The following is a 21005-nucleotide window of genomic DNA, read 5'->3' as shown; positions in this document are numbered from 1 at the left end:
CTATGGTATTTTAAAATGATCTTGAAAGTCTTTCCATTCGGAAAGGGTCATCTCCAATTGAAGACGGGGAGCCCCGAGAGGAGGTCTAATGACCTTGACCCGATTAAGGAGCTGCTCGTTGATCAATGTTTTAAGCTGGGCCAGTTCCTGTTCCAGCAGTTGGCGTTGTTTACGTTCTTCCAGCAGGGCAAACTCGGTATCAAGGTCCATCCCTTGGATTTCAGGGATGACCAATTCGGCCTTGGGGATATCGCCAGACTTTTGAGTTGAGGAGGTAGGTCCCCCTTCAAAGAGCAGTTCCATCATCGCCTTGGTAGGCATGATACCATGCTTTTCGAGGTCCTTGATGATGGCGATGGTGGCATTGTTGCGTTTGGCGGTAAAGTCGCGGAACTTTTGGAGGAAATCCATAATAAGGCCCATGCGCTTGCCCAAGTTTTCGTGAGGGGAGATTTCATTGTACTTGAAAAAATCGAGCATCCCAGATAGGGCCAGTGTATGCGTTTTATAGTACATCCGTGAGAAGGACTGGAACCGTCTGGCGGTGTCTTTCTTGAAGCGTATGTTGCTAAAACTTTCAGTTCCCATGGTAGTTTTTTATTTGGATTTGCCGCAAATCCGTGCCTGTTTATAGGGGTTTCAGGGGCATTTGCCGCAAATCGGGGCCTCCGAAGGCCTTCGTTTAATCAACTTTTCAACAATAATCTGCTGTAAAACATCGGTTTATTGAAAAATCAATGTATGCAACACCGGCTCGCCGTGTTGCCCTCTTGCTCTTCCTTATTGTGCGCAGCACAAAATTCATCGCCTGGTTCAAGGTATTTGGTGTGGGCCATTGAACGAAAAAGAGATAAAATTTTAAGAAGGTACAGCAGGTGGAATTATGGAGTTTGCAGCAAATGGTAAAAAAGGGTGGATATCTTTTAAAGAGAAAAGTAATGAATTAGGACGCTATCCCATATCGCCAAACCATTAGTACCATTGGAATAATTGACGCAAATGATGATAGAAAATGAATTGCATTTAAACGCCATGAGCTTCAATTCAAGGGCGCGAAAAAAGCCACCCCGATGGAATGGCTCACAAGTTTAAACAATGAAGGCTGTCTTGATTGAACAACTCACAGCATACCATTATCCGCAAAACTGAAGTAGTCCCCATTGGGTACGATGATCAGGTGATCAAGGACTTTGATATCGAATAGTGCAGCAGCCTTTTTGATCTTTTGGGTCAGCTGTTTGTCGGGCTGGCTGGGTTTGAGGTTCCCCGAGGGGTGGTTGTGGGCAAGGATAATGGCCACGCTCAAGGTCTTGAGCACCACGGCAAACAGGATGCGCAGGTCCACCACGGTACCCGTGATGCCCCCATCGGATACCTGATAGGTGCCCTTGACCCGATTGGAGTTGTTGAGCAAAAGGATCTTAAAGGATTCTTTGAGGGCCAGGGTATCGGCATCCCAGTTGGCGTGCAATAGCGCGGCCACATCCCGGGAAGAGGTCAATTGTGGAGCTTCAGATATTCGGGTATGCTCCCGGTAACTGATTTTTATTTCGTTAACTTTAGCGGTCATTTTTCTTGAAATTGGATTAAAGAGTTAAGAGAAATGATAGAGGGGATGTTCCAAAGGGTTGTTTGGGCATCCCCTCGACCATTTTAATATTCGGAGGGCAATAGGAGGGTATTGTCCACAAAAAAGAGGCGGATCTGTTCCAAGGGAAAATCCGTGAAATGGTACTGCTGAAATGTAAGTACGGTACCATTGCCATCGGTATAGGTGATTACGGCATCATAGCCGTGGGTCTCCACTTCGGATGGGGAATAGCGTTTAAAGTCGATGGTAATAAATCGGCTTTTGTCCCTGAGGCTCTTGCCCATCACGGAGGCGTCCGTCAGCAGCCAAAAGGCATTGGCGGACTGTGCGAGGAATTGGATACCCTCGGTGTACCGTGTTCGGCAGAGGGGAAGGGTGAAAATTTGCTGCGAGCCGCAAAACTGGCTCAGCTGTTCTTTGAGGTGTTGGATGTTTGTTTCCATGGGAATTGATTTGAATTGAACAAAAAAGAAAAGGAGGGATGCCTTAGGGGCACCCCTTGGCTGCTAGGCATCCTTTTTGGAGGATGTCTTTTTAGCGTTCTTGGACCTAGGGGTCTTTGGTTCGCTGGCATCTTGGGCAGCTTTGGAGCCCAATAGCAGCACTTCATCGGCGACGATTTCCGTCACATAGCGCTGATTGCCGTCCTCTGTGGTATAGGAACGGGTCTTGATCTTCCCTTGCACACCTATTTCGCTGCCCTTGGCGGTATACTTTTCGAGGATATCGGCGGTCTTTCCCCAGGCCACGACCTGGTGCCAGTCCGTGTTCTGGATCTTTTCCCCTTGGCTGTTGGTGTAGTACTCATTGGTAGCCATGGGAAAACGGGCCACTTTGCGTCCTCCATCGAGGAGGGTGATCTTGGGGTCTTCCCCCACATTTCCGATTAACTGTACATGATTTCTGAAATTGCTCATGATTGAAAGGATTTATGCCCAAAGCGGGCGGTTAGAAAATAATTGAACTCTTGTTTCCAAAGCCGAACCACATCCCCAGCAGCATTAAAAGAAAGGCCGAAGGCAGATGATTTACTTATGGTATCTAGAGCGTCTTCCTTTTTTTGATGGTTTTGTGCTGCTTCCGATAGATGGGGTTTGTACGATTTCATGTTTTGTGGTATTTGATTTACTTCCAGTAGCGCCATCGCTGTCACCTTTTTTTTGATGCTAAATGGGGTACAATATCCCTTTCTGTGGGAGCCGTATAAAAAAGAAGCCCCTCCGAGGGGAGGGGTCTGGCTTTATGCCGGCTACAGGAAGGGATGTTGTTGTTTTGCCACCCAAAAAAGGAGGGACGGCGGGCTTAGTAAGGAATATCAATTACGAAACTGGAGAAGTTCATAGCTCCATGGAAGTAGTACAGAACAAATGATTGAGAAGAAGCATTGTCTTATAAGATATCCTCTTAGAAAGATATAGGGGAAAGGGCCATAAGACTGGAATACCTAAAACGAAAAATTAGAGGCGCCCAATAATTGGTTTACTATAGCGAAATTCAAGTTTTGCACTACATTCGAAGGCGCTGAATTATATCAGAACGGTATGGTATACTGTAATCGGCATTTCCACATAGGGGAATTTGCACTTTGGTTCTAGTTGGATAAAAATGCACAATTCGGGTTACATATAATCAAATAAAAACTTCAAATTTCTAAGTAAGAATTTTAAATTGTTATTTCGATTGATTCCAGATTAACGTTCTCTAGGTTAATATTAGAAATCAAATATGTGAGCAGATCATTTTTTGATAATATCCATTTATATTCAAATCTAATGGCACTGCAAACAAGGATACTGAAATTGTTAAAATAACAATTTCTGGATATGGTTTGACGATGTCACAGTTTCCAATAAACCATGTTTTGAAATGAAGCCATTTTTATTCGGTATTATTTGGTGTCTGGTCAAGCTTGCCAAGGAACCTAATACCTTTATAATTTTATAATAAAACGTTATGAAAAACACCGATCACAAACTCAAGGAACGCGTTAAGGAATTGACCTGTCTTTACGAGGTTACCTCCATCATTGTGAATTCAGGATATGATGAACTGAACACTTCTTTGGAAGCCATAGCCTATTGTTTAAAAAGAGGTTGGCAGCACGAAGAAGCTGCAGCGTGTAAAATTTCCATCGGAAAATATAGGGTTCAAACCATTGGATTTTATGAGCAAATGGTACAATTATCCAGTGATGTTATGGTTTTCAATAATAAAGCTGGAGCCATTTCAGTTGGGTATCCCGCATCAGCTTATGGTCCTGAAGATTTCTTGCCAGAAGAAAGGACTTTGCTAAAAAATGTCTGCCTGGCGGTAGGGAATCTTTTGGAACGTAAACAAATCCATGATAGTGAACAGGAAACCAGAAGACAAATGGAACGTAATGATCGTTTGCATATCATGGGCGAGATAACGGCCGGTATTGCCCATGAATTGAATACCCCCTTGGCCAATATTCTGGGGTTTGCCGAATTGTTATTGGATGAGACCACGGATCCAGGAACAAGAAGCGATTTGCAAACCATATTGGACAACGCCATCTTCTCTCGGGAAATTGTAAAAAAGTTGATGTTCTTCACCTGCGAAATGCCCCAACAAATGGAGTTGGTCGAACTTAAAAGGGTTGTCGATAGTGTTATACGCCTTATGGGGCCGTCACTTAGGGAAAAGAAGTTGACCGTAGTAAGGTCCTGTGCCGAAGAAGACCTTAGCATTCGAGCCAATGCGGTACAATTGACTCAGGTAATGTTCAACCTTATCATGAACGCAGCCTATTATTCACCGGAGGGCGGTGAAATTAAATTGGAGTTATTAAACGGTGAGGAAAAGGTGATTGTTCATATTATCGATTTTGGGGAGGGTATTGCAAAGGGTCAGGAAAGTAGGGTTTTTGAACCATTTTATACCACCAAACCCGTTGGAGAAGGTACCGGACTCGGTCTGAGTGTGGTCCATGGTATCATAAAAAGCTATAAGGGAAGTATTGCCCATCGGCCCAATCGGCCAAAAGGTACTATTTTTACACTGGAGTTCCCAAAATGACGTGTATGCCCTTAAAGAGAGAGAACATTCTTGTTGTAGATGATGACACCAAGATTTTGGAGTTGTTGGCTAGACGGCTCAAGACACTTGATTATCATGTTTTTAAGGCCATTTCGGTTAAGGAAGCCCTTTTTATTTTAAAAGATGCCTCCATAGACCTATTGATTACGGACATCCAAATGCCCGAAGTGGACGGTATACAATTGTTAAAGTACGCCAATGAACATTACCCCAATATGCCAAAACTTGTGCTCACGGGCTACCCTTCCGTTGATGGAGCTTTAGAGGTACTTAAATCGGGCGCCATGGACTATATCACCAAACCGTTTACGAAAGAAGAGCTCGAAACAGCGGTTAAAAAGGCTTTGTCGCAAGGCGACCATCGCCATGCCCCAGCTGTAAAGAACCCGCTCAGGGAACATCACGAAGGGTTCAACGGTATGGTGGGCAATTCACAAGCCTTTCAGCCTGTACTTTCGATCATTGGCCGGGTAAAGGACAATCAGGCCACCGTTTTGATACAGGGAGAAAGCGGTACGGGCAAGGAATTGGTGGCACGGGCCATTCATTACTCGGGTAAATATAGAAAAGGACCTTTTATTGCTGTAAACTGTGGGGCTATCCCCGATAACTTACAGGAAGCCGAATTATTTGGTTATGTCAAAGGTGCTTTTACCGGCGCAGAACAAAACCGCAACGGTTTTTTTCAGGCAGCAGATGGAGGGACCCTCTTTCTGGATGAAATAGGTGAGGCCGGTTGGGATGTGCAGACAAAATTGTTAAGGGCATTGCAGGAAAAGGAGATTTCCAAGGTCGGTTCCAGAACGGTGGAAAAAATAAATCTGCGCGTTGTGGCAGCCACCAATTTGGACCTCAAGGAGGAAATCAATAAGAAAAACTTTAGGGAAGATCTTTATTATCGTTTGACTGTTGTGGAAATCATGGTGCCACCGCTAAGAAAACGAAAATCGGACATTCCTATGTTAGTGAATAGGTTTCTTCAAAAATACGGGATAGAATACAGGGACCGATTCCTGCCCATTGATCCGAATGCTCTCAAGGTATTGGAACGCTATACTTGGCCCGGTAATATTAGGGAACTTGAGAACGTGATCCAGCGAGCAGTCATCATGGCGGATGGCCCAGTAGGAATGAAGGATTTGCCTGATTTTTTAAAATATGAAATCACCTTTCCCAAGGAAGAGCTCCTTCCTTTAAGGGAAATGGAAAGGCAATATATTCAGCGTGTCTTGGCTCATACCAAGGGGAACAAGAGCAAGGCGGCAGAAATATTACAGATCAATCGTAAAACACTTCGCGACAAAATTGATTGATCTGGTCAAATACTGACCAATTGGTTAAAAACTACCCAAACCTAAATCTTAGGTTATTTTTTATTTAAAAATCAAATCGCTGTTTATCAGTACTTTGATGGTGTTACATTTCTTTTTCACAAGTAGGGCATATGATTTGCCATTGGTATGGCACAATCAATCAATCAGATCGGAAAATGATGGATTTTCCGGTTCCGTGTCAAAAGAAATGAGTAATGATGGTAATGTACCCATTGAGATTTGGAAGCCTTCTACTGGAGAGCAACGAGTTATTGACGATCAAAAAGTATCTGCAGCAATCGTTGGGCTTAGAAGATTACTTTCATGTTGAACTATTGGGATTATTGATCGAGAATGTACAACGTGCCATTATTGTGGATGAGATAAGTATGCCCTGCGATGTTGTACGATTAAATAGCCGTGTGACCCTTGAAAGTTCGACAGGATGGACGAAAAGCTTTCAGTTGGTACCTCCAGATGATGCTGATACGGAAAAGGGGAAGTATTCAGTGGTGAGCGCTTTGGGCTGTTCCGTTATTGGGTTGTCAAAAGGGGATAGCATTAGGTATGGCATGCCTGGCCAAGCGGCCTCATTTCGTATCGTAGGGGTAGATCAATTTGGTGTGATGGCCAATGTGGAAGCTTTTGGCAAAAACCTAATGGATGCCTTACCGCCCAATCCAGGTGTTGCGCTTTCCTTTAGTAAAAAAGAAGAGCGCAACAGTTCTGATGCACTATGGGTCAATTTAACACAAATATAAAAAGGGATAAGGGGTATGAACGCAAAACTTTCAATTAAACAACGCATATTGGTTGGTCTTGTACTTGCCACAGCATTTTTATTGGTACTTGCAGCTAATCTTGTGGATAGGCGGCATTTTTCCACGATACAGCACGCAATTGTTTCTATTCATGATGATAGGGTAGTGGTTCAGGATTTTATCTATCAATTGCGAAACCATCTTCACGATAGTGAGTTGGAGGTGGTTGATACCGGTAGGTTAACAACAAATAGGGCGGAAAAAATCAGCATCCTTCTCGATGACTTTGCCCGTACCGATCTCACTAGGCAAGAAGCACTTTTTTTAGAACGGCTGCGACAAGAATTCACGGATTTGGCGTCACAGACCTCAATGGCATCTTTGAACATCAAGGACGATAATGCAAAAACAAAGGCCATTAAACGTATTGGTGGTATCAAAAAGACCTTGGATTCCCTGGAGGAAATTCAATTGGAAGAAAGTAGCCAGTTGACGAAACTATCGGAAAAATCACTGAAAGTAAATCGGCTATTATCCAATTTGGAAGTCGGTTTTTTGATTGTCCTCGGTGTGTCCATCTTGATGCTGATTTTTCAACCCATCACAACCTTATATCCCATTCGTTAATTGAAATTAATTTTAAAAAAAATGCCATGAGTGAATTTGTGCGTAGTATATGCTCAACCTGTATTCATAGAACATACTGTTCTTTGAGTGAACAAAGAGCGTATACCAATTTGTGTAATGAATACCAACACTATTTGGAAGATACGGATCTCCCTACCATAGTGATTTCGGATGAAATGAATTAAAAACAAAAGGTATAAGGCATACCATTAACTATTTTAATATGACAACAGTATTAACAACAAAGAAAAGACCGTCCAAACAAGGAATGTTGGACAATGTCATGCGTCAATTCAACAACGCAGCTGATATCGTTGGGCTTAACCCGAACATTAGAAAAATCTTGGAAGTCACCAACAATGAATTGGTGGTCCACTTTCCGGTACGAATGGACGATGGGGAAGTTGAGATTTTTACCGGCTACCGGGTACAACACAATAATGCCTTGGGTCCCTACAAGGGTGGGCTGCGGTACCACCCGACAGTGGATATTGATGCGGCGAGAGCCTTGGCAATGTGGATGACTTGGAAAACCTCTTTGGCAGGATTGCCCTATGGCGGTGCAAAGGGCGGTATACAGTTGGACCCCACTAAGTATTCCCAAGATGAGCTGCAACGTATTACAAGAAGGTTTACGTATGCTCTTGGGGACAATATTGGGCCAGAGTTGGATATACCCGCACCTGATGTAAATACCAATTCCCAGACCATGGCTTGGATCTTGGATACCTATATGTCAACCAAGTCCCCCAATGAACGTTCAAAGAATCTTCATGTTGTCACCGGAAAACCCATAGGCGCTGGTGGTTCCGAAGGTAGAGATCGTGCAACGGGCTATGGTGTTTTCCTTACTATCAAATTCTGGGCTGAACACAAAAAACTGGAGTTGAAAAACAAGAAGTTCATTGTTCAAGGATTCGGTAATGTTGGGTATTGGGCGGCCCATTTCCTGAGTAAGGAAGGTGCGATTCTTACTGCGGTACAAGATGCCTATGGAAGCCTCTACAATGAGAAAGGGATATGTCCAGAGCACCTTCTGGATTATACCAAGGCCAATAAAGGAAGTATTATAGGGTATTCAAGAGCAGGCAATATTGAGAATTCGGAATTTTTTGGATTGGAATGTGATATCTGTATTCCGGCGGCATTGGGCAATCAGATTACAGTTGACAATGCCCCTGTGATAAAAGCCAGTTTGATTGCCGAAGGGGCGAATGGACCTACCGATGTAAAGGCGGAAGAAATCCTTTTGGATCGTGGTATCGATATCATACCAGATATTCTATGTAATGCAGGAGGGGTAATCGGAAGCTATTTCGAATGGTTGCAAAACCGGAACGGTGAAATTTGGGACCTTAAAGAGGTGTTGGAACGACTTGAGAGAAAAATGAAAGAATCGTTTAACAAGGTTGCACACAAAACCAAGACCCAAAAAATTGATATGCGGACTGCCGCATTTGTAATTGCCATTGAGCGATTGGAAGAGACTTATGTTCAGAGGGGGATTTTTCCATAATGGGAGAAAGTGATTAAAAAAGGCTTGAAAAAGAGCCTGCATGGTATAATGATTTAAAATATAGTGAAATGAAATACGGGAGCTTGTTGATAGAAAAAAGGGAATATGTCGTTTTAAAACGATTGTTGAACCTTTCGGGGTACCATAAGGACAGTGCTTGGAGAAAATCGGTTAAGAAGTTGACGGATGAATTGGAGAGTGCCAAAATCCTGGATGAGGATAAAATGCCAAATGATGTGATACGGTTCAATTCCAATGTCACAATTGTTTCCGAAAATGGTTGGCATAAGAAGTTCAAATTGGTACTACCTGCCAAAAGCGATATCAAAAACAATTGCATATCGATCTTGACCCCTATGGGGGCCGCGGTCATGGGGTACGCCAATGGTGATTCCATTATTTGGGAATTCCCATCCGGTAGCCAAAAGCTGACCATCGAGGATATAGAGCAGGAAAATGAGACGTTGAACTTAAATATGGTATTATGAATACTGTTGGCAGACCCTACTTTCACGATTCCTTGAGCCGTATCATCAGTAAGAAGGATAAGTTGGAAATCACCAACTGGACCGAAACCATGGAATGGATCAATGAGGAATTACAATATTTGATATCATTGGAAAAACGACTATCGGGAAATCCTGCATTCCAGCAAAGACTTTTGGAGGTTCAACGGGAGAACCAGCTGCGTTTGGCAAACTTATACCGTTATGAAAGGAATTTGGCGAACGCCATCGAATGCGATACCATGGAATGTGATGCCTATTACCTCAATACCCATGAGAAAAATAGGGATGGTTATATGAACCATTTAAAAAACTACAACCAATTAAAGTTTCTGCTGCTCTCCAAGATGTCGGAGCGCTTCGGTAAATAAGAATTCCAAAGAGGGCCATAATACGGGCCCTTTTGGCTTTCTACGCCAAGTGTTGATTCTTTCGAGTCTAGCCATAACAAAATGTAACATGTAACGTAGGGATAACGGGCAGGTTAGGGGGTGAGTGAGCCGTAATCAAGTATAAATCAGGACCATTTATTTAAAGGTATGGAAGCCATTGTCCCAAAAGGGACAGTTTCAATTAAGTATAAAATTTACAATGAAGAATTTTTTTTCCAATTTTAGAGGAGATGTTTTTGGAGGTATAACGGCAGGTATTGTGGCTCTGCCATTGGCATTGGCCTTTGGAGTCAGTTCGGGTTTAGGACCTAGTGCAGGACTTTATGGCGCCATTTTTATTAGCTTTTTTGCTGCGTTTTTTGGCGGTACAAATACGCAAATTTCAGGCCCGACCGCACCAATGACCGCTGTCACGATGGTGGTTGTTGCCAGTATAGTCGCCATGAACGATGGTGATATGGAGAGGGCACTTCCTGCTATTTTGATGGTATTCCTTTTGGCCGGACTTATGCAGATTCTGTTGGGCGTTGCCGGGCTGGGTAAATACATCCGATACATCCCTTATCCGGTTGTTTCGGGCTTTATGACGGCTATTGGAGTGATTATCCTGGTAACTCAGCTACTGCCTTCCATCGGCTATTATCCAAACGAAGATGCTATGTTTGTGAATCAATATAGGGCACAGGCCGAAGAGATAATCCTCAAGAACATTCTCCAGGAAGAATCAAAGGAGGGAATTCTTGTTCTTGAAGATTTTGAAGAAACCATTGCCAGGGCTGGGGAGGTAACCGAAGAAAATATTTTAAAGGAGGCAAAGACCTTGGCGAATAAGGACGCTTCCGGGGTCATCGGCACTATCAGGGTTTTGCCACGGGCCTTGCAACAAATAGATTGGCTAGAACTTGCCTTGGCCTTGGCTACTATTGGTATAATTTATGGGTTCAAAAGGGTTACGACCCTGATTCCAAGTGCATTGGTGGCATTGCTGATGGTTTCAGGGGTAGCTTATGGATTCGGGTGGGAGTATCGACCAATCCAAGAAATCCCAAGTGGATTTCCGATGCCAAACTTGGATGTGTTCGGCTCGTTTCAATTAAGTTCTGTAACGCCCTATATTTTCACTGCCTTTACCCTGGCCCTTTTGGGAGCTATTGACTCCCTATTGACTTCTGTGGTTGCGGACAATATGACAAAGACCCAGCATAAACCCAATAAGGAATTGATTGGTCAGGGCATAGGTAACAGTATTGCTGCAGTTTTTGGGGGAATTCCGGGTGCAGGTGCCACAATCCGTACCGTGGTCAACATCAATGCTGGAGGTAAAACCAGGCTATCAGGGATGGTAGCAGGTATTTTGCTATTGGTGGTCTTATTGGCATTGGGCCCCGTAGCATCCAATATACCCGCAGCGGTCCTAGCTGGCATCTTGGTTACGGTTGGAATAGGGGTGATTGATTATAAGGGTCTAAGAGCTATGCCCCATCTGCCTAGGGACGTAACGTTCGGTCCATTTAAAGTAAGCTCTGAAGTGATGATCATGTTGGTCGTAATGGTGTTGTCTTCCATTTGGAACTTGGTATATGCCGTGGGTATAGGTCTTGTAATCGCCTCACTTATGTTCATGAAAAAGATGGGGGATTTGGCCGCACAACGTTCCGATGTTAAGACTCTAAAGGAAGAAAAAGGTTGGGCAGATGAAGCTGATTTTCCTGACGCACTAAAGAAGACAGTACTCATAAAACATCTTAAAGGACCATTGTTTTTTGGTTCTACCAACGATTTTCAGCAATTGGCCAAGCAAATCCCCATTACTGCCTCCACAGTGGTCATCCGAATGGACCGCATGCAGTATCTTGACCAATCTGGTCTGTATAGCCTTGAAGATGTATTGATCGAGCTTAAAAAGTCTGGTACCCAGGTCTTATTGGTTCATGTGCTCGAACAGCCCAGATATATGATGGAACGGGTCAATTTGATTCCATCGCTCATTCCAGAGACACAAATTTTTGAGACCTTCGGGCAGTGCACTTCATATATCAAAAGACAGGCAGAGACCTTAAGGGATTAATGGGAAAGGTCAATATAAATAAACCTGTTTGTTGATGTAAAAGAGAGGTGCCAACCATACGGGTACCTACAATACCTTATTGTATGCTAAGTGGAAGGATTTGTCCCAAGTACCAAAAGTTCACTTTATTTATAAACAATACCAAGAGAGTACTGCCTAAAAAACTAAAAGGTCTTGTCGGTGGACCCCCAAAATACATATATTGGGTGTGTTGCCTTCGGTATTTCCGACATACATTACAATCTGGTAGTTCGCTTGCTCAACGATAGGTTTGGGATACAGGTACTTGGCGGCTGGTCTTGCGAGAGCAGTTGCACATCATTTGTTTTCAATTGACAAGGTCGCTTCAAAGTAGTTGATAAATGAAATCAGCAATCGGGATTTATCCAAAAAACCTGATTGGATACGCTTATCGCTTCATCCGACAATGAAGGTAACTGAGGTGGAATATATTTGCGAAGCCATCCATTCAACAGCTTTAAACACCAATCAATGGAAAAAGACCTACCGCAACAACAAAAGGACAAATGAGTTTGGGGATGTATCAAACGACCAGGAGATCAAAGCGAATGTGATGACATGGTTGGAATAATTTGATGGGTAAGAAAAAACTAGACTTTGCCCGGTTTTGCGGCTCCCATGCCCATAAAAAATTTCAGTATTGCTATCACAAATAGGACCGTCAAGGCGGGGGTCCAGCTACCAATAACGTCTATGATGGCCCCAAATAGGGATGGGCCTGTGGCTGCAATAATATACCCAATGGATTGTGCCATTCCGGAAAGGGAGGTGGCTTCATCTGAATCCCGTGAGCGAAGTACCAAAAAGAGTAAGGACAGTCCGAAGGTACCGCCTAGCACAAATCCGATCAATGACACCCATAGCCAAACCAATCCCAGCGAGGGAACAATAAGTCCTACCAAGCCGATTACTTCTATGCCGGCCAAGAAAAGCACGATTGATCGTTGGTCCCTCCGACGACCGGCCAGTACAGGAATCAATAGAGAACCCAATATGCCCGTAGCTTGCGATAGCGAAAGCATCCATCCAGCATAGTTGGCACCGTGACCCCTATCTTGAATGATGGATGGTAGCCAAGCCAGGATTACATAAAAGGTTAGTGATTGCAGCCCCATAAACAAGGCTACTTGCCAGGCCAACTTTGATTTTACCAGCGACTTTAGCCCCATCGAGCTATTGTTGCTGGGTGGAGTTCGCTTAAGTCGAGTAACTTGCGGGAGCCAAAGTAAAGCCGCAAGGAAAGCACAAACTGCCCATACAGCCAGAGAGCCTTGCCACTCCAAATTATGCTGCGTGGCCAACGGGACGCTTAACCCTGCTGCCAAGGCGGCACCGATGGCCATAACACTCGAATAAAGACTGGTGATCAATCCCGAGTTTTCTGAGAAATTTCGTTTGGTAAGACTTGGTAGCATTACATTCCCAAATGCAATGGCTACTCCGATGAGCAAGGTGCCCAAGTAGAGCGTAAAAATAGGTCCGAGTGATCTTATGACGATACCCAAGGCCAATAGGGCCATTGCCGAAAACAGGGTCCATCCCATACCTAGTCTTCTGGTAACCAAGGGAGTCAAAGTCGAAATAATACCAAAAGCAATCAAAGGAAGGGTGGTCAAAAGGCCTAAAAGTCCGTTGGAAAGACCTGTGGACGCTTGAATATCGGATACCAGCGGACCTACACTGGCCAGCGCAGGCCGTAGATTCAAAGCAATCAACAGTATGCCTGCGAGCAGTAGCATATTCCCTGGTTTCCATAAATGGGTCTTTTTCATGCTTTCGGATATGCCCTATTGTAATTTGAATTGTTGGATGCGATGTTAGTAGCTATCAGTGTGCAAATAGAATAGCTTTCCGGCAAAGTACCGTTAATTTTGGCAGTTTACCTACAAAATGTCCATTTAAATATGTCATACATATAAGCAAAAACTGTTTGCGGTGTGATGCCTTTCTTGGGAAGGCGGCTGTTGACCATGTGGTATGGATTGAAATTGGGGCAGTTCCAAAATGGGTTGGGATTTTTCAAAGAGAATAGGTATATCTTGGTGGTTGCCCAATCTGCTTGTTTTTATTGGAGATTCCATGGCTACCGTTCATATAGGTGCCTTGACCTTACAGGAATGGTATGTCTGCAAACCATTTGTTTAACCAATACAAGAAACGGATATATGAAGCCTTTTGACGATATGGAGACACATATTTTGTTCAAATATTTGAATAATTGAAAAAAAAACAATTACTTTGATATGTAATACATAATACAATTATGAAAGGAATCATTGCAGCAACTTATGCACCGATGCATACAAACGGGTTGCTTAATACGGATATTATTTTGGAATATGGTCGTTATTTAATGTCCAATGGAGTGTCGGGAGCATTTGTCAATGGTTCAACCGGGGATTTTGTTTCTTTAAGTACTTCGGAACGAATGAAATTGATCGAGGCATGGTCGGATTTAAGAGAGGATGGGTTTTATGTCATAAACCATGTCGGTCATACCAACCTGAGGGAGGCCCAAGAATTGGCCGGGCACAGTGCTGATATGGTGGATGCAACCGCAGCCTTGCCCCCTTTTTATTTTCGCCCGAAGACGTTGAATCAACTTGTGAACTATTGTGCGGAAATTGCCAGTGCTGCCCCGGACAAACCTTTTTATTACTATCATATTCCCGTACTTACAGGGGTTAACCTACCTATGTTGGCATTCGTCGATTCCGCCAAGAAGCGTATCCCCAATTTCGCAGGGATAAAATATACCGAGGATAATCTGGACGATTTTAAACAATGCATGGAGAAAGGTGATGATACTATGGATATGTTTTTTGGTATTGATGAAAAGTATATTGACAGTGTATTGGTTGGGTCCAAGAGCTGGGTAGGCAGTACCTATAACCATTTGGCGCCACTTTATCATGGTGTGGCCAAATACGCTTCCCAAGGAAATTTTGATGCTGCTAGGAAGCTTCAGGATAAGGCTATTCGATTTGTGCAGATTTTGGAAGCCATGGGAGGATATCACGGTGGGGGAAAAAGCTTTATGAGACATCTGGGATTGAATATGGGTCCTAGCCGCTTTCCGCATAGAACATTTAATGATGGCCAATTGCTAAAAGCTTTGGAACTGTTCAGAAAGGAAGGGATTTCCGAACATTTTCCGGAGCCATGTCAAAGGGATTCAGACGAATGCATTTAAAAAATTTGAATTATTATGTAATACATAATACAAATAATTATATATATTTGCTCATAACACTTAATTAATCAAACTATTACATCTATGAAACTCTCAAAGAATGCTGAAAAGAATAAGGCATCCGGTCCGATAAGGGCCTTGGGCGTAAATAGGACTTCAATCCTGTTCGTTTGCGCTCTGTTGCTGAATGTATTTGCGGTTTCGGTTTACGCGCAGTCAAGCCAAATTACCGGTACTGTCACAGATCAAGAAGGGATACCACTTCCAGGTGCCACCGTATTGGTAAAAGGCACCACCAATGGTGCACAAACGGACTTTGATGGAAATTATTCCATTGAAGCTGCCACTGGGGACGTTTTGGTATTCAGTTATATCGGATTTACCGCTCAAGAAGTGGAGGTATCCGCCCAAACGGTTATTGATGTTATGCTGTCCCAAAGTACGGCGGTATTGGATGAGGTTGTTGTAACGGGTTATGGTAGTCAATCACGTTCCACCCTTACCTCTTCTGTGGCCAAATTGGATACCAAAGTGCTGGAAAGTGCTACCCGATCGAACCCAGCTACAGCTTTGCAAGGTACAGTGGCGGGTCTTAGAGTGACCAACACTACAGGGCAGCCAGGCTCTACCCCGCAGGTCGTACTTCGAGGTGGTACCAATTTCGATGGCAATGATTCACCATTGATTCTGGTGGATGGTGTGCCAAGTTCCTTTTTTGCCCTCAATTCGGATGATATTGAATCGATGGAAGTTCTTAAAGATGCTGCGGCTACGGCCATTTATGGGGCAAGGTCGGCCAATGGTGTAATCTTAATAACCACCAAAAAGGGTAAAGCTGGCAGGTCTTCCATTAATTATAAATACCGTTACAGTATCAATGAAGAGCGTAACGACCAACAGTATCTGGGAGCTGCGGACCACATCAATTACAATAGACAGTCCATAGCCTGGTTCAGGGAGGCAACAAATAACCCAGGTGCTTTCGGCGCGTTTTTGGATGCCAACCAAAGTGCGGGAACGGGTAACAATACGACCAACGACCCCTTTACGACCCAATTGTTGACGGCGGACAATCAATATTTGTTAGATCAACCAGGGTGGCGGGCGATACCGGATATATTGAATCCGGCACAACAAATACTGTTTTTTGATAACAAGGGTGTTGGTGACCGCATCTATCAAAACAGTGAATCCAAAGACCATTATCTTTCTTTTGATGGTGGGAACGAGAAAGGAACTTATTATATGGGATTGGGACTTCTTGATAACCAAGGACTTATATTAGGATCTGGTTTTAAGAGGTATTCTGGTAAATTTAGCGGATCTTACAAGGTAACGGACAGGGTCGAGGTCAACTCCAACATCCTGTACTCGCACTCTAATTTAAATTTAAGCCCTTTGGGTAGCGAGGACACTGTATTCAGAAGATTTCAAGGGCAGGCTCCCACCGCACGGACTTTTGATAGCAATCCTGATGGTACCTTTTCTGATCAGTTTGCTGTAGGGCAAAATCAAGGATTTGGTAATCCATTGTATTACCAGGACAAGTTTGTTCGTAAAAACCTAGAGCAGCGTTTGCAGCTTTCCGTTGGTGTGGAATGGGACATCATTGACGATTTGACCTTGTCTTTGACAGGTAGTCATTTTGCAATCAATAACCACAACGAAAGCTTTAATCGGGCCTTTAGGACCGGAAGTACAGATGGCCCATTGCGCACGGCGCGAGAGGCTTCGGTGAGTTTGGATAGGACGCTGAGGAATCAGTATACTGGTACGCTGAACTACACCAAAAGATTTGGGCGGCACAATGTGAATGCCTTGATTGGGGCTGAATATTTTAAGGATAACTTCTTTCAAACAGCTGCAGGGACACGGAATTCCCCAACCGATTTGATCGAGACCCTCAATGCAGGGGCCGAGGCCAATGGTATACCATTTAGCTTTGAAACCGAATATGTAATCACTTCCACTTTTGGTAGATTGCTGTACGATTATGATAATAGGTATTTATTTGGTTTTACCTTCAGAAACGATGGTTCTTCTAGACTTGGCAATAATAAGTACGGATTCTTCCCTGGGGTTTCCTTTGGTTGGAACGCCCATAATGAATCGTTTTTCCAAGATTGGGGATTGGAAAAGGTGTTAACTACGTTTAAGCCAAGACTTAGTTATGGTGTGAATGGTAACCAAGATGTATTGAGCAACTATGGAGTCTATGGTTCCTATGGTTCCCAAGGTGTGTATAACGGACAGACGGGATACGCCAATACCAGTTTGGCCACACTTGACCTTAAATGGGAAAAGGCCACCACCTTCAACGTTGGTTTGGATGTCTCCCTATTTGATAGCAGATTGTCCCTTATTGCAGATGTATATACTAGGGATATCAAGGATAAATTGGCCAGTCTGACATTGCCTTACTATACCGGATTCAGTGGTATATTGACCAATAACGGTACCTATAGGAACAGAGGTTTTGAACTTCAGGTCAATGGTGATATCATTCGAAAGGAAGACTTTACTTGGAATATGGGGGCAACGTTCACCAGAAATAGAAACTATGTGGTTGCCTTGCCCGAAAACGATAATGAGCGAAACCGACAGGGGGGCAGCTTGATTTGGAATCCGTCAACCGGCCAAGAAGAATGGGTCGGCGGTTTGCAGGAAGGCCAACGTTTTGGTGGCGACCTTATCGTTGCTTTCGAACAAGAGCGTATCTATGCCAATCAAGCTGAAGCGGATGCAGACAATGCCATTACGGACGAGTTTGCTCCCGCCGCAAGTCGAAACCAGCGATGGGCTGGTGATGTCAAGTGGGTCGATCAAAATGGAGATGGGATTATCAACAACCTGGATAGAAAGGTAATCGGTCGTACAACCCCCGATTTTGTTGGTGGCTTTAACACCAGCGTGACCTACAAAAACTTCAGTCTATTTGTGCAAACAGATTTTGCGACCGGACATTTGGTTTGGAACCACATACGTAACAAAGGATATGGGCAGACACAAGGTAACTTGGCACAACCGGTGGAAGTGCTTGATTCATGGACACCGAACAACACCGATACGGACTGGCCCCGATTTGTTTTTGTGAACGGAACCAAGAACGTATGGAGGGGGAATGAAAGTGTTGCCAGCCTGCAGACCGAAGCCAATGAACAGTTTTGGGAGAAAGGGGATTACCTGGCCTTGAGGGAGGTGACACTCCGCTATGATTTTCCATCAGCCTATTTTGGTGATGTGATCAAAAGATTGAGCCTTAACCTCACGGGAACCAACCTGCATTATTTTAAGAGCATGAGTGGTGATACACCAGAGGTTGGAGGGGTGCAGTACGGAGAATTTCCGGTGCCAAAGACGATAACTATCGGACTTAATGTAACATTTTAAAATTAGAGTGATGAAAAAGTATATATATATTCTAACAGCAATAGTAAGCTTCTATTCCTGTGAAAGCGAATTGGAGTTGGACGCACCAAGTGAACTTACTACCGCAGGGTTTTGGGATACAGAGGAAGGTGCAAGAACCGCCCATACCGGCCTATTTGCAAGCTTGCGCGGAGAAGCTGCTGACCTGTGGCTGCTCGGTGAAATACGAAGTGATGTATGGGGCGGACGAACGTATGAGTCCCCCTCAAACCTAGCCTTGATCGAATCCAGTTTTACCCAGGCAACTGCTCCGTTTGGAGGATGGGCTGGGTTTTACACCCAGATACATCGGGTAAATGACTTCTTGGCCAACGTACCCAACGTGGAGTTCATCAACGAATCGGATAAAGACCATTTATTGGGTCAGGCCTATGGCTTGAGGGCATTTTATTACTATACTTTATTAAAGACCTGGGGCGATGTGCCAATTATCTTGGAACCTTTGTCTACAGTGGACCCCAACGGGTTGAGTAGGGAAAGATCCACTCAGGCTGAGGTAATGGACCAGATAAAATCGGACATTGAGGCCTCATTGTCCGCATTTGGCTCAGATACTACTTTTTGGGAAGGCAATAGAAACTTTTGGAGCAAGGCCGCGACCTTGGCTCTTAAGGGGGATGTATATATATGGTCCGGAAATTTGATGGGAGGTGGTAGCGCCGACTTTACCACAGCCAAGGATGCGTTGGAGCAGATAGCACCCATTGGTATTGGACTGGCCCCAAGTATTGATGAGTTATGGGGTGTGGCCAATGAAGGAAATAATGAATTTATATTTGCTTTGCAATATCAAAGGGACGAAGCTTCCAATATTTACAACAGTTTTACGGGAAGGACAACGGAAATCAATCCGCAGTTCAATGCTGATGGCGAATCGATGAGCGATTTTATCATTGCAGGTGCCAATAGGTATGGACCATCCGAAAAGACCATCCTACTATTGGATGACAATGCGGACGATAGAAAGAAGGCGACATTTATCCAGTTGTACACCGATGACAATGGTGGTGTAGGATATGCCATGTATAACGAGCCTACTTACTTTGGCTCCATATTGAACAAATTTTTGGGAAGGGTAGACGCTACCGAGCGAATATTTGAGAATGATGTACCCTTATATAGATATGCCGATGTACTGTTACTGATGGCAGAGGCCAAAAATTACTTAGGGGAAGATCCTTCAGGAGAAATCAATCAAATTCGCCAAAGGGCCTATGGTGAAGATTACGATCCAAATATTCATGCTTATTCAAATGGTACCCAAGTTGCCAATGCCAACGCGATCTTGACCGAACGTTACAAGGAGTTTGTAGCCGAAGGAAAGCGCTGGTGGGACCTTAGGCGTGCGGGCGACGATTTTGTCATTGACAATATCAGTTTCCTTAACCCTGGAGATGAGTACAAGTTGTTATTACCTATTTCTGACGACATGATTGGGCGTAATCCGTTATTGGACCAAACCCCTGGTTGGGAATAACAAAGGGTATGTGAATTGATTTGAGTTAGTTAGTTTAGTTATATTTGATTCAAGAGAGGAAGGTCCGATAGTATCGGGCCTTTTTTCATGGTGAGATAGAGCGCATAAAAAGTGGTAGAATAGGATGATTTCGCTCAAACCTGCACGGATGGGAAAGTAACTATCACCAATAAAAGTTAGTGCTGCGGGGCAATCACTTGGTAAACTGCATGTCAAATCCGGTAATGACCGAGTATTTAGATAACTGAACGAGGAAGAAGGTTTACTTTTTTTCGTACTTAAAAATATGGTCAAAATGAGGTTCTAGATGGCGCCTCATAGCATTTCGAAAGGTTTCGGGTGATCCTATTTTTAAATTGTCCAGAAGCATTCGATGGGTTACAAAGGTACCCTTGGTGTAATGGTATTCATCCAAATCACGGTTTTCGGTATCCCTTAGGTAAACGTATTCAAAAACAGGTAACAATAAACCTTGGAACCGTTGTAGGGTGTCATTTTTTGAAATTTGATAGAGTTTGCCATGGAAAGCAACTTCTTTGTCCAAAGAAAATCGAACCTTGCCTGTATCAGTAGCCTCTTCCTCTTCAACTATGGCCTCCAGTTCATCAATGTCTTTGTCCGTCTTGTGCTCGAAGAGAAAATCCGCCATGCCCATTTCCAAGATCAAACGCAGCTCGAATAGGTTTTTTAAGGTTTCCGTGCCCAAAAGGGTCGGGTCCATGATGCGTTCGAAATTATTGATAATGTCGGGCTGCTTCAATATCATTCCCCGATGTTTTTTGGATTCGATGAGTCCAAGTGTCCTTAACCGCAACAGCGCTTCCCGAACAACAGTTCTACTGACACCTAGGCTCTTGGCAAAATCCAATTCCTTGGGGATGGGATCGCCTGGACCCATCTCGTTCACTTTAAAAAACTCCAGTAAGCTCAATTCAACTTTGTCTACAAGTGAAAGGGTATCGACCGGCTTTAATTTCTTTAACTGCTTCATAGATTAACGAATTGCTGCCTTAGCGCATCTTGGATGCCAATGCTGGCAAATAAACATAAT

At 43.8% G+C, this 21005-nt stretch carries 19 protein-coding genes; 12 read left to right on the top strand and 7 right to left on the bottom strand.

What is annotated here, in order from left to right; genetic code table 11:
* The 5 genes from AB1A65_RS14245 to AB1A65_RS14225 form a co-directional block, all read right to left on the bottom strand.
* Complete coding sequence (locus AB1A65_RS14245) at window positions 1-588, bottom strand: BfmA/BtgA family mobilization protein (protein WP_366590428.1); 588 nt, start codon at window positions 586-588, stop codon at window positions 1-3.
* 532 nt (window positions 589-1120) lie between these two features.
* Window positions 1121-1570, bottom strand: a complete 450-nt coding sequence (locus AB1A65_RS14240; protein WP_366590426.1) for a JAB domain-containing protein — start codon at window positions 1568-1570, stop codon at window positions 1121-1123.
* 83 nt (window positions 1571-1653) lie between these two features.
* Window positions 1654-2034: a DUF6876 family protein gene (locus AB1A65_RS14235; RefSeq protein ID WP_366590422.1), complete on the bottom strand. Its 381-nt coding sequence runs from the start codon at window positions 2032-2034 to the stop codon at window positions 1654-1656.
* 63 nt (window positions 2035-2097) lie between these two features.
* Window positions 2098-2508, bottom strand: coding sequence for a single-stranded DNA-binding protein (ssb, locus tag AB1A65_RS14230; RefSeq protein WP_366590419.1), 411 nt, complete (start codon window positions 2506-2508; stop codon window positions 2098-2100).
* On the bottom strand, window positions 2505-2699 hold the full coding sequence (locus AB1A65_RS14225) for a hypothetical protein (protein WP_366590416.1): 195 nt from the start codon (window positions 2697-2699) through the stop codon (window positions 2505-2507). The genes ssb and AB1A65_RS14225 overlap by 4 nt, the downstream gene beginning before the upstream one ends.
* 845 nt (window positions 2700-3544) lie before the next feature.
* Between AB1A65_RS14225 and AB1A65_RS14220 the strand changes: the two genes are divergently transcribed.
* From AB1A65_RS14220 to AB1A65_RS14180, 9 genes are all read left to right on the top strand, one after another.
* On the top strand, window positions 3545-4630 hold the full coding sequence (locus AB1A65_RS14220) for a HAMP domain-containing sensor histidine kinase (protein WP_366590414.1): 1086 nt from the start codon (window positions 3545-3547) through the stop codon (window positions 4628-4630).
* A 5-nt stretch (window positions 4631-4635) separates the two neighbouring features.
* The gene (locus AB1A65_RS14215) at window positions 4636-5964 is read left to right on the top strand and encodes a sigma-54 dependent transcriptional regulator (protein WP_366590412.1); all 1329 of its coding nucleotides are present in this window, start codon (window positions 4636-4638) and stop codon (window positions 5962-5964) included.
* Window positions 5965-6179: 215 nt separating this feature from the next.
* Complete coding sequence (locus tag AB1A65_RS14210; protein ID WP_366590410.1) at window positions 6180-6725, top strand: GreA/GreB family elongation factor; 546 nt, start codon at window positions 6180-6182, stop codon at window positions 6723-6725.
* A 15-nt stretch (window positions 6726-6740) separates the two neighbouring features.
* The gene (locus tag AB1A65_RS14205) at window positions 6741-7352 is read left to right on the top strand and encodes a hypothetical protein (RefSeq protein WP_366590407.1); all 612 of its coding nucleotides are present in this window, start codon (window positions 6741-6743) and stop codon (window positions 7350-7352) included.
* Between the two features lie 223 nt (window positions 7353-7575).
* The gene (locus AB1A65_RS14200; protein WP_366590404.1) at window positions 7576-8868 is read left to right on the top strand and encodes a Glu/Leu/Phe/Val dehydrogenase; all 1293 of its coding nucleotides are present in this window, start codon (window positions 7576-7578) and stop codon (window positions 8866-8868) included.
* A 68-nt stretch (window positions 8869-8936) separates the two neighbouring features.
* Window positions 8937-9356 carry a GreA/GreB family elongation factor gene (locus tag AB1A65_RS14195; protein ID WP_179384622.1) on the top strand — a complete coding sequence of 140 codons (420 nt, stop codon included), beginning with the start codon at window positions 8937-8939 and terminating at the stop codon, window positions 9354-9356.
* Window positions 9353-9745, top strand: coding sequence for a hypothetical protein (locus tag AB1A65_RS14190; RefSeq protein ID WP_366590402.1), 393 nt, complete (start codon window positions 9353-9355; stop codon window positions 9743-9745). The genes AB1A65_RS14195 and AB1A65_RS14190 overlap by 4 nt, the downstream gene beginning before the upstream one ends.
* 220 nt (window positions 9746-9965) lie before the next feature.
* A complete protein-coding gene (locus AB1A65_RS14185; protein WP_366590400.1) occupies window positions 9966-11834 on the top strand; it encodes a SulP family inorganic anion transporter in 1869 nt (622 codons plus the stop codon).
* Window positions 11835-12261: 427 nt separating this feature from the next.
* Window positions 12262-12426: a hypothetical protein gene (locus AB1A65_RS14180; protein WP_366590398.1), complete on the top strand. Its 165-nt coding sequence runs from the start codon at window positions 12262-12264 to the stop codon at window positions 12424-12426.
* 19 nt (window positions 12427-12445) lie between these two features.
* Here AB1A65_RS14180 and AB1A65_RS14175 read toward each other — a convergent pair whose 3' ends face one another.
* The gene (locus AB1A65_RS14175; protein WP_366590396.1) at window positions 12446-13627 is read right to left on the bottom strand and encodes an MFS transporter; all 1182 of its coding nucleotides are present in this window, start codon (window positions 13625-13627) and stop codon (window positions 12446-12448) included.
* 491 nt (window positions 13628-14118) lie between these two features.
* On the opposite strand from AB1A65_RS14175, the gene AB1A65_RS14170 reads away from it, so the two are divergent.
* From AB1A65_RS14170 to AB1A65_RS14160, 3 genes are all read left to right on the top strand, one after another.
* Window positions 14119-15048, top strand: a complete 930-nt coding sequence (locus AB1A65_RS14170) for a dihydrodipicolinate synthase family protein (protein ID WP_366590394.1) — start codon at window positions 14119-14121, stop codon at window positions 15046-15048.
* A gap of 84 nt (window positions 15049-15132) precedes the next feature.
* Window positions 15133-18438: a TonB-dependent receptor gene (locus tag AB1A65_RS14165; protein WP_366590392.1), complete on the top strand. Its 3306-nt coding sequence runs from the start codon at window positions 15133-15135 to the stop codon at window positions 18436-18438.
* A 10-nt stretch (window positions 18439-18448) separates the two neighbouring features.
* Entirely contained in the window at window positions 18449-19954 is a 1506-nt protein-coding gene (locus AB1A65_RS14160; protein ID WP_366590390.1) for a RagB/SusD family nutrient uptake outer membrane protein, read from the top strand.
* Window positions 19955-20216: 262 nt separating this feature from the next.
* Here the strand turns inward: AB1A65_RS14160 and AB1A65_RS14155 are convergent, their stop codons facing one another.
* A complete protein-coding gene (locus tag AB1A65_RS14155) occupies window positions 20217-20945 on the bottom strand; it encodes an FCD domain-containing protein (RefSeq protein WP_366590387.1) in 729 nt (242 codons plus the stop codon).
* Window positions 20946-21005 lie beyond the last annotated feature (60 nt).

Source organism: Allomuricauda sp. ANG21, from assembly GCF_040705235.1.
Lineage (GTDB): Bacteria > Bacteroidota > Bacteroidia > Flavobacteriales > Flavobacteriaceae > Flagellimonas > Flagellimonas marina.
Note: the sequence above shows the minus strand (reverse complement) of the source record. Positions and strands in the feature narration are given on the sequence as shown.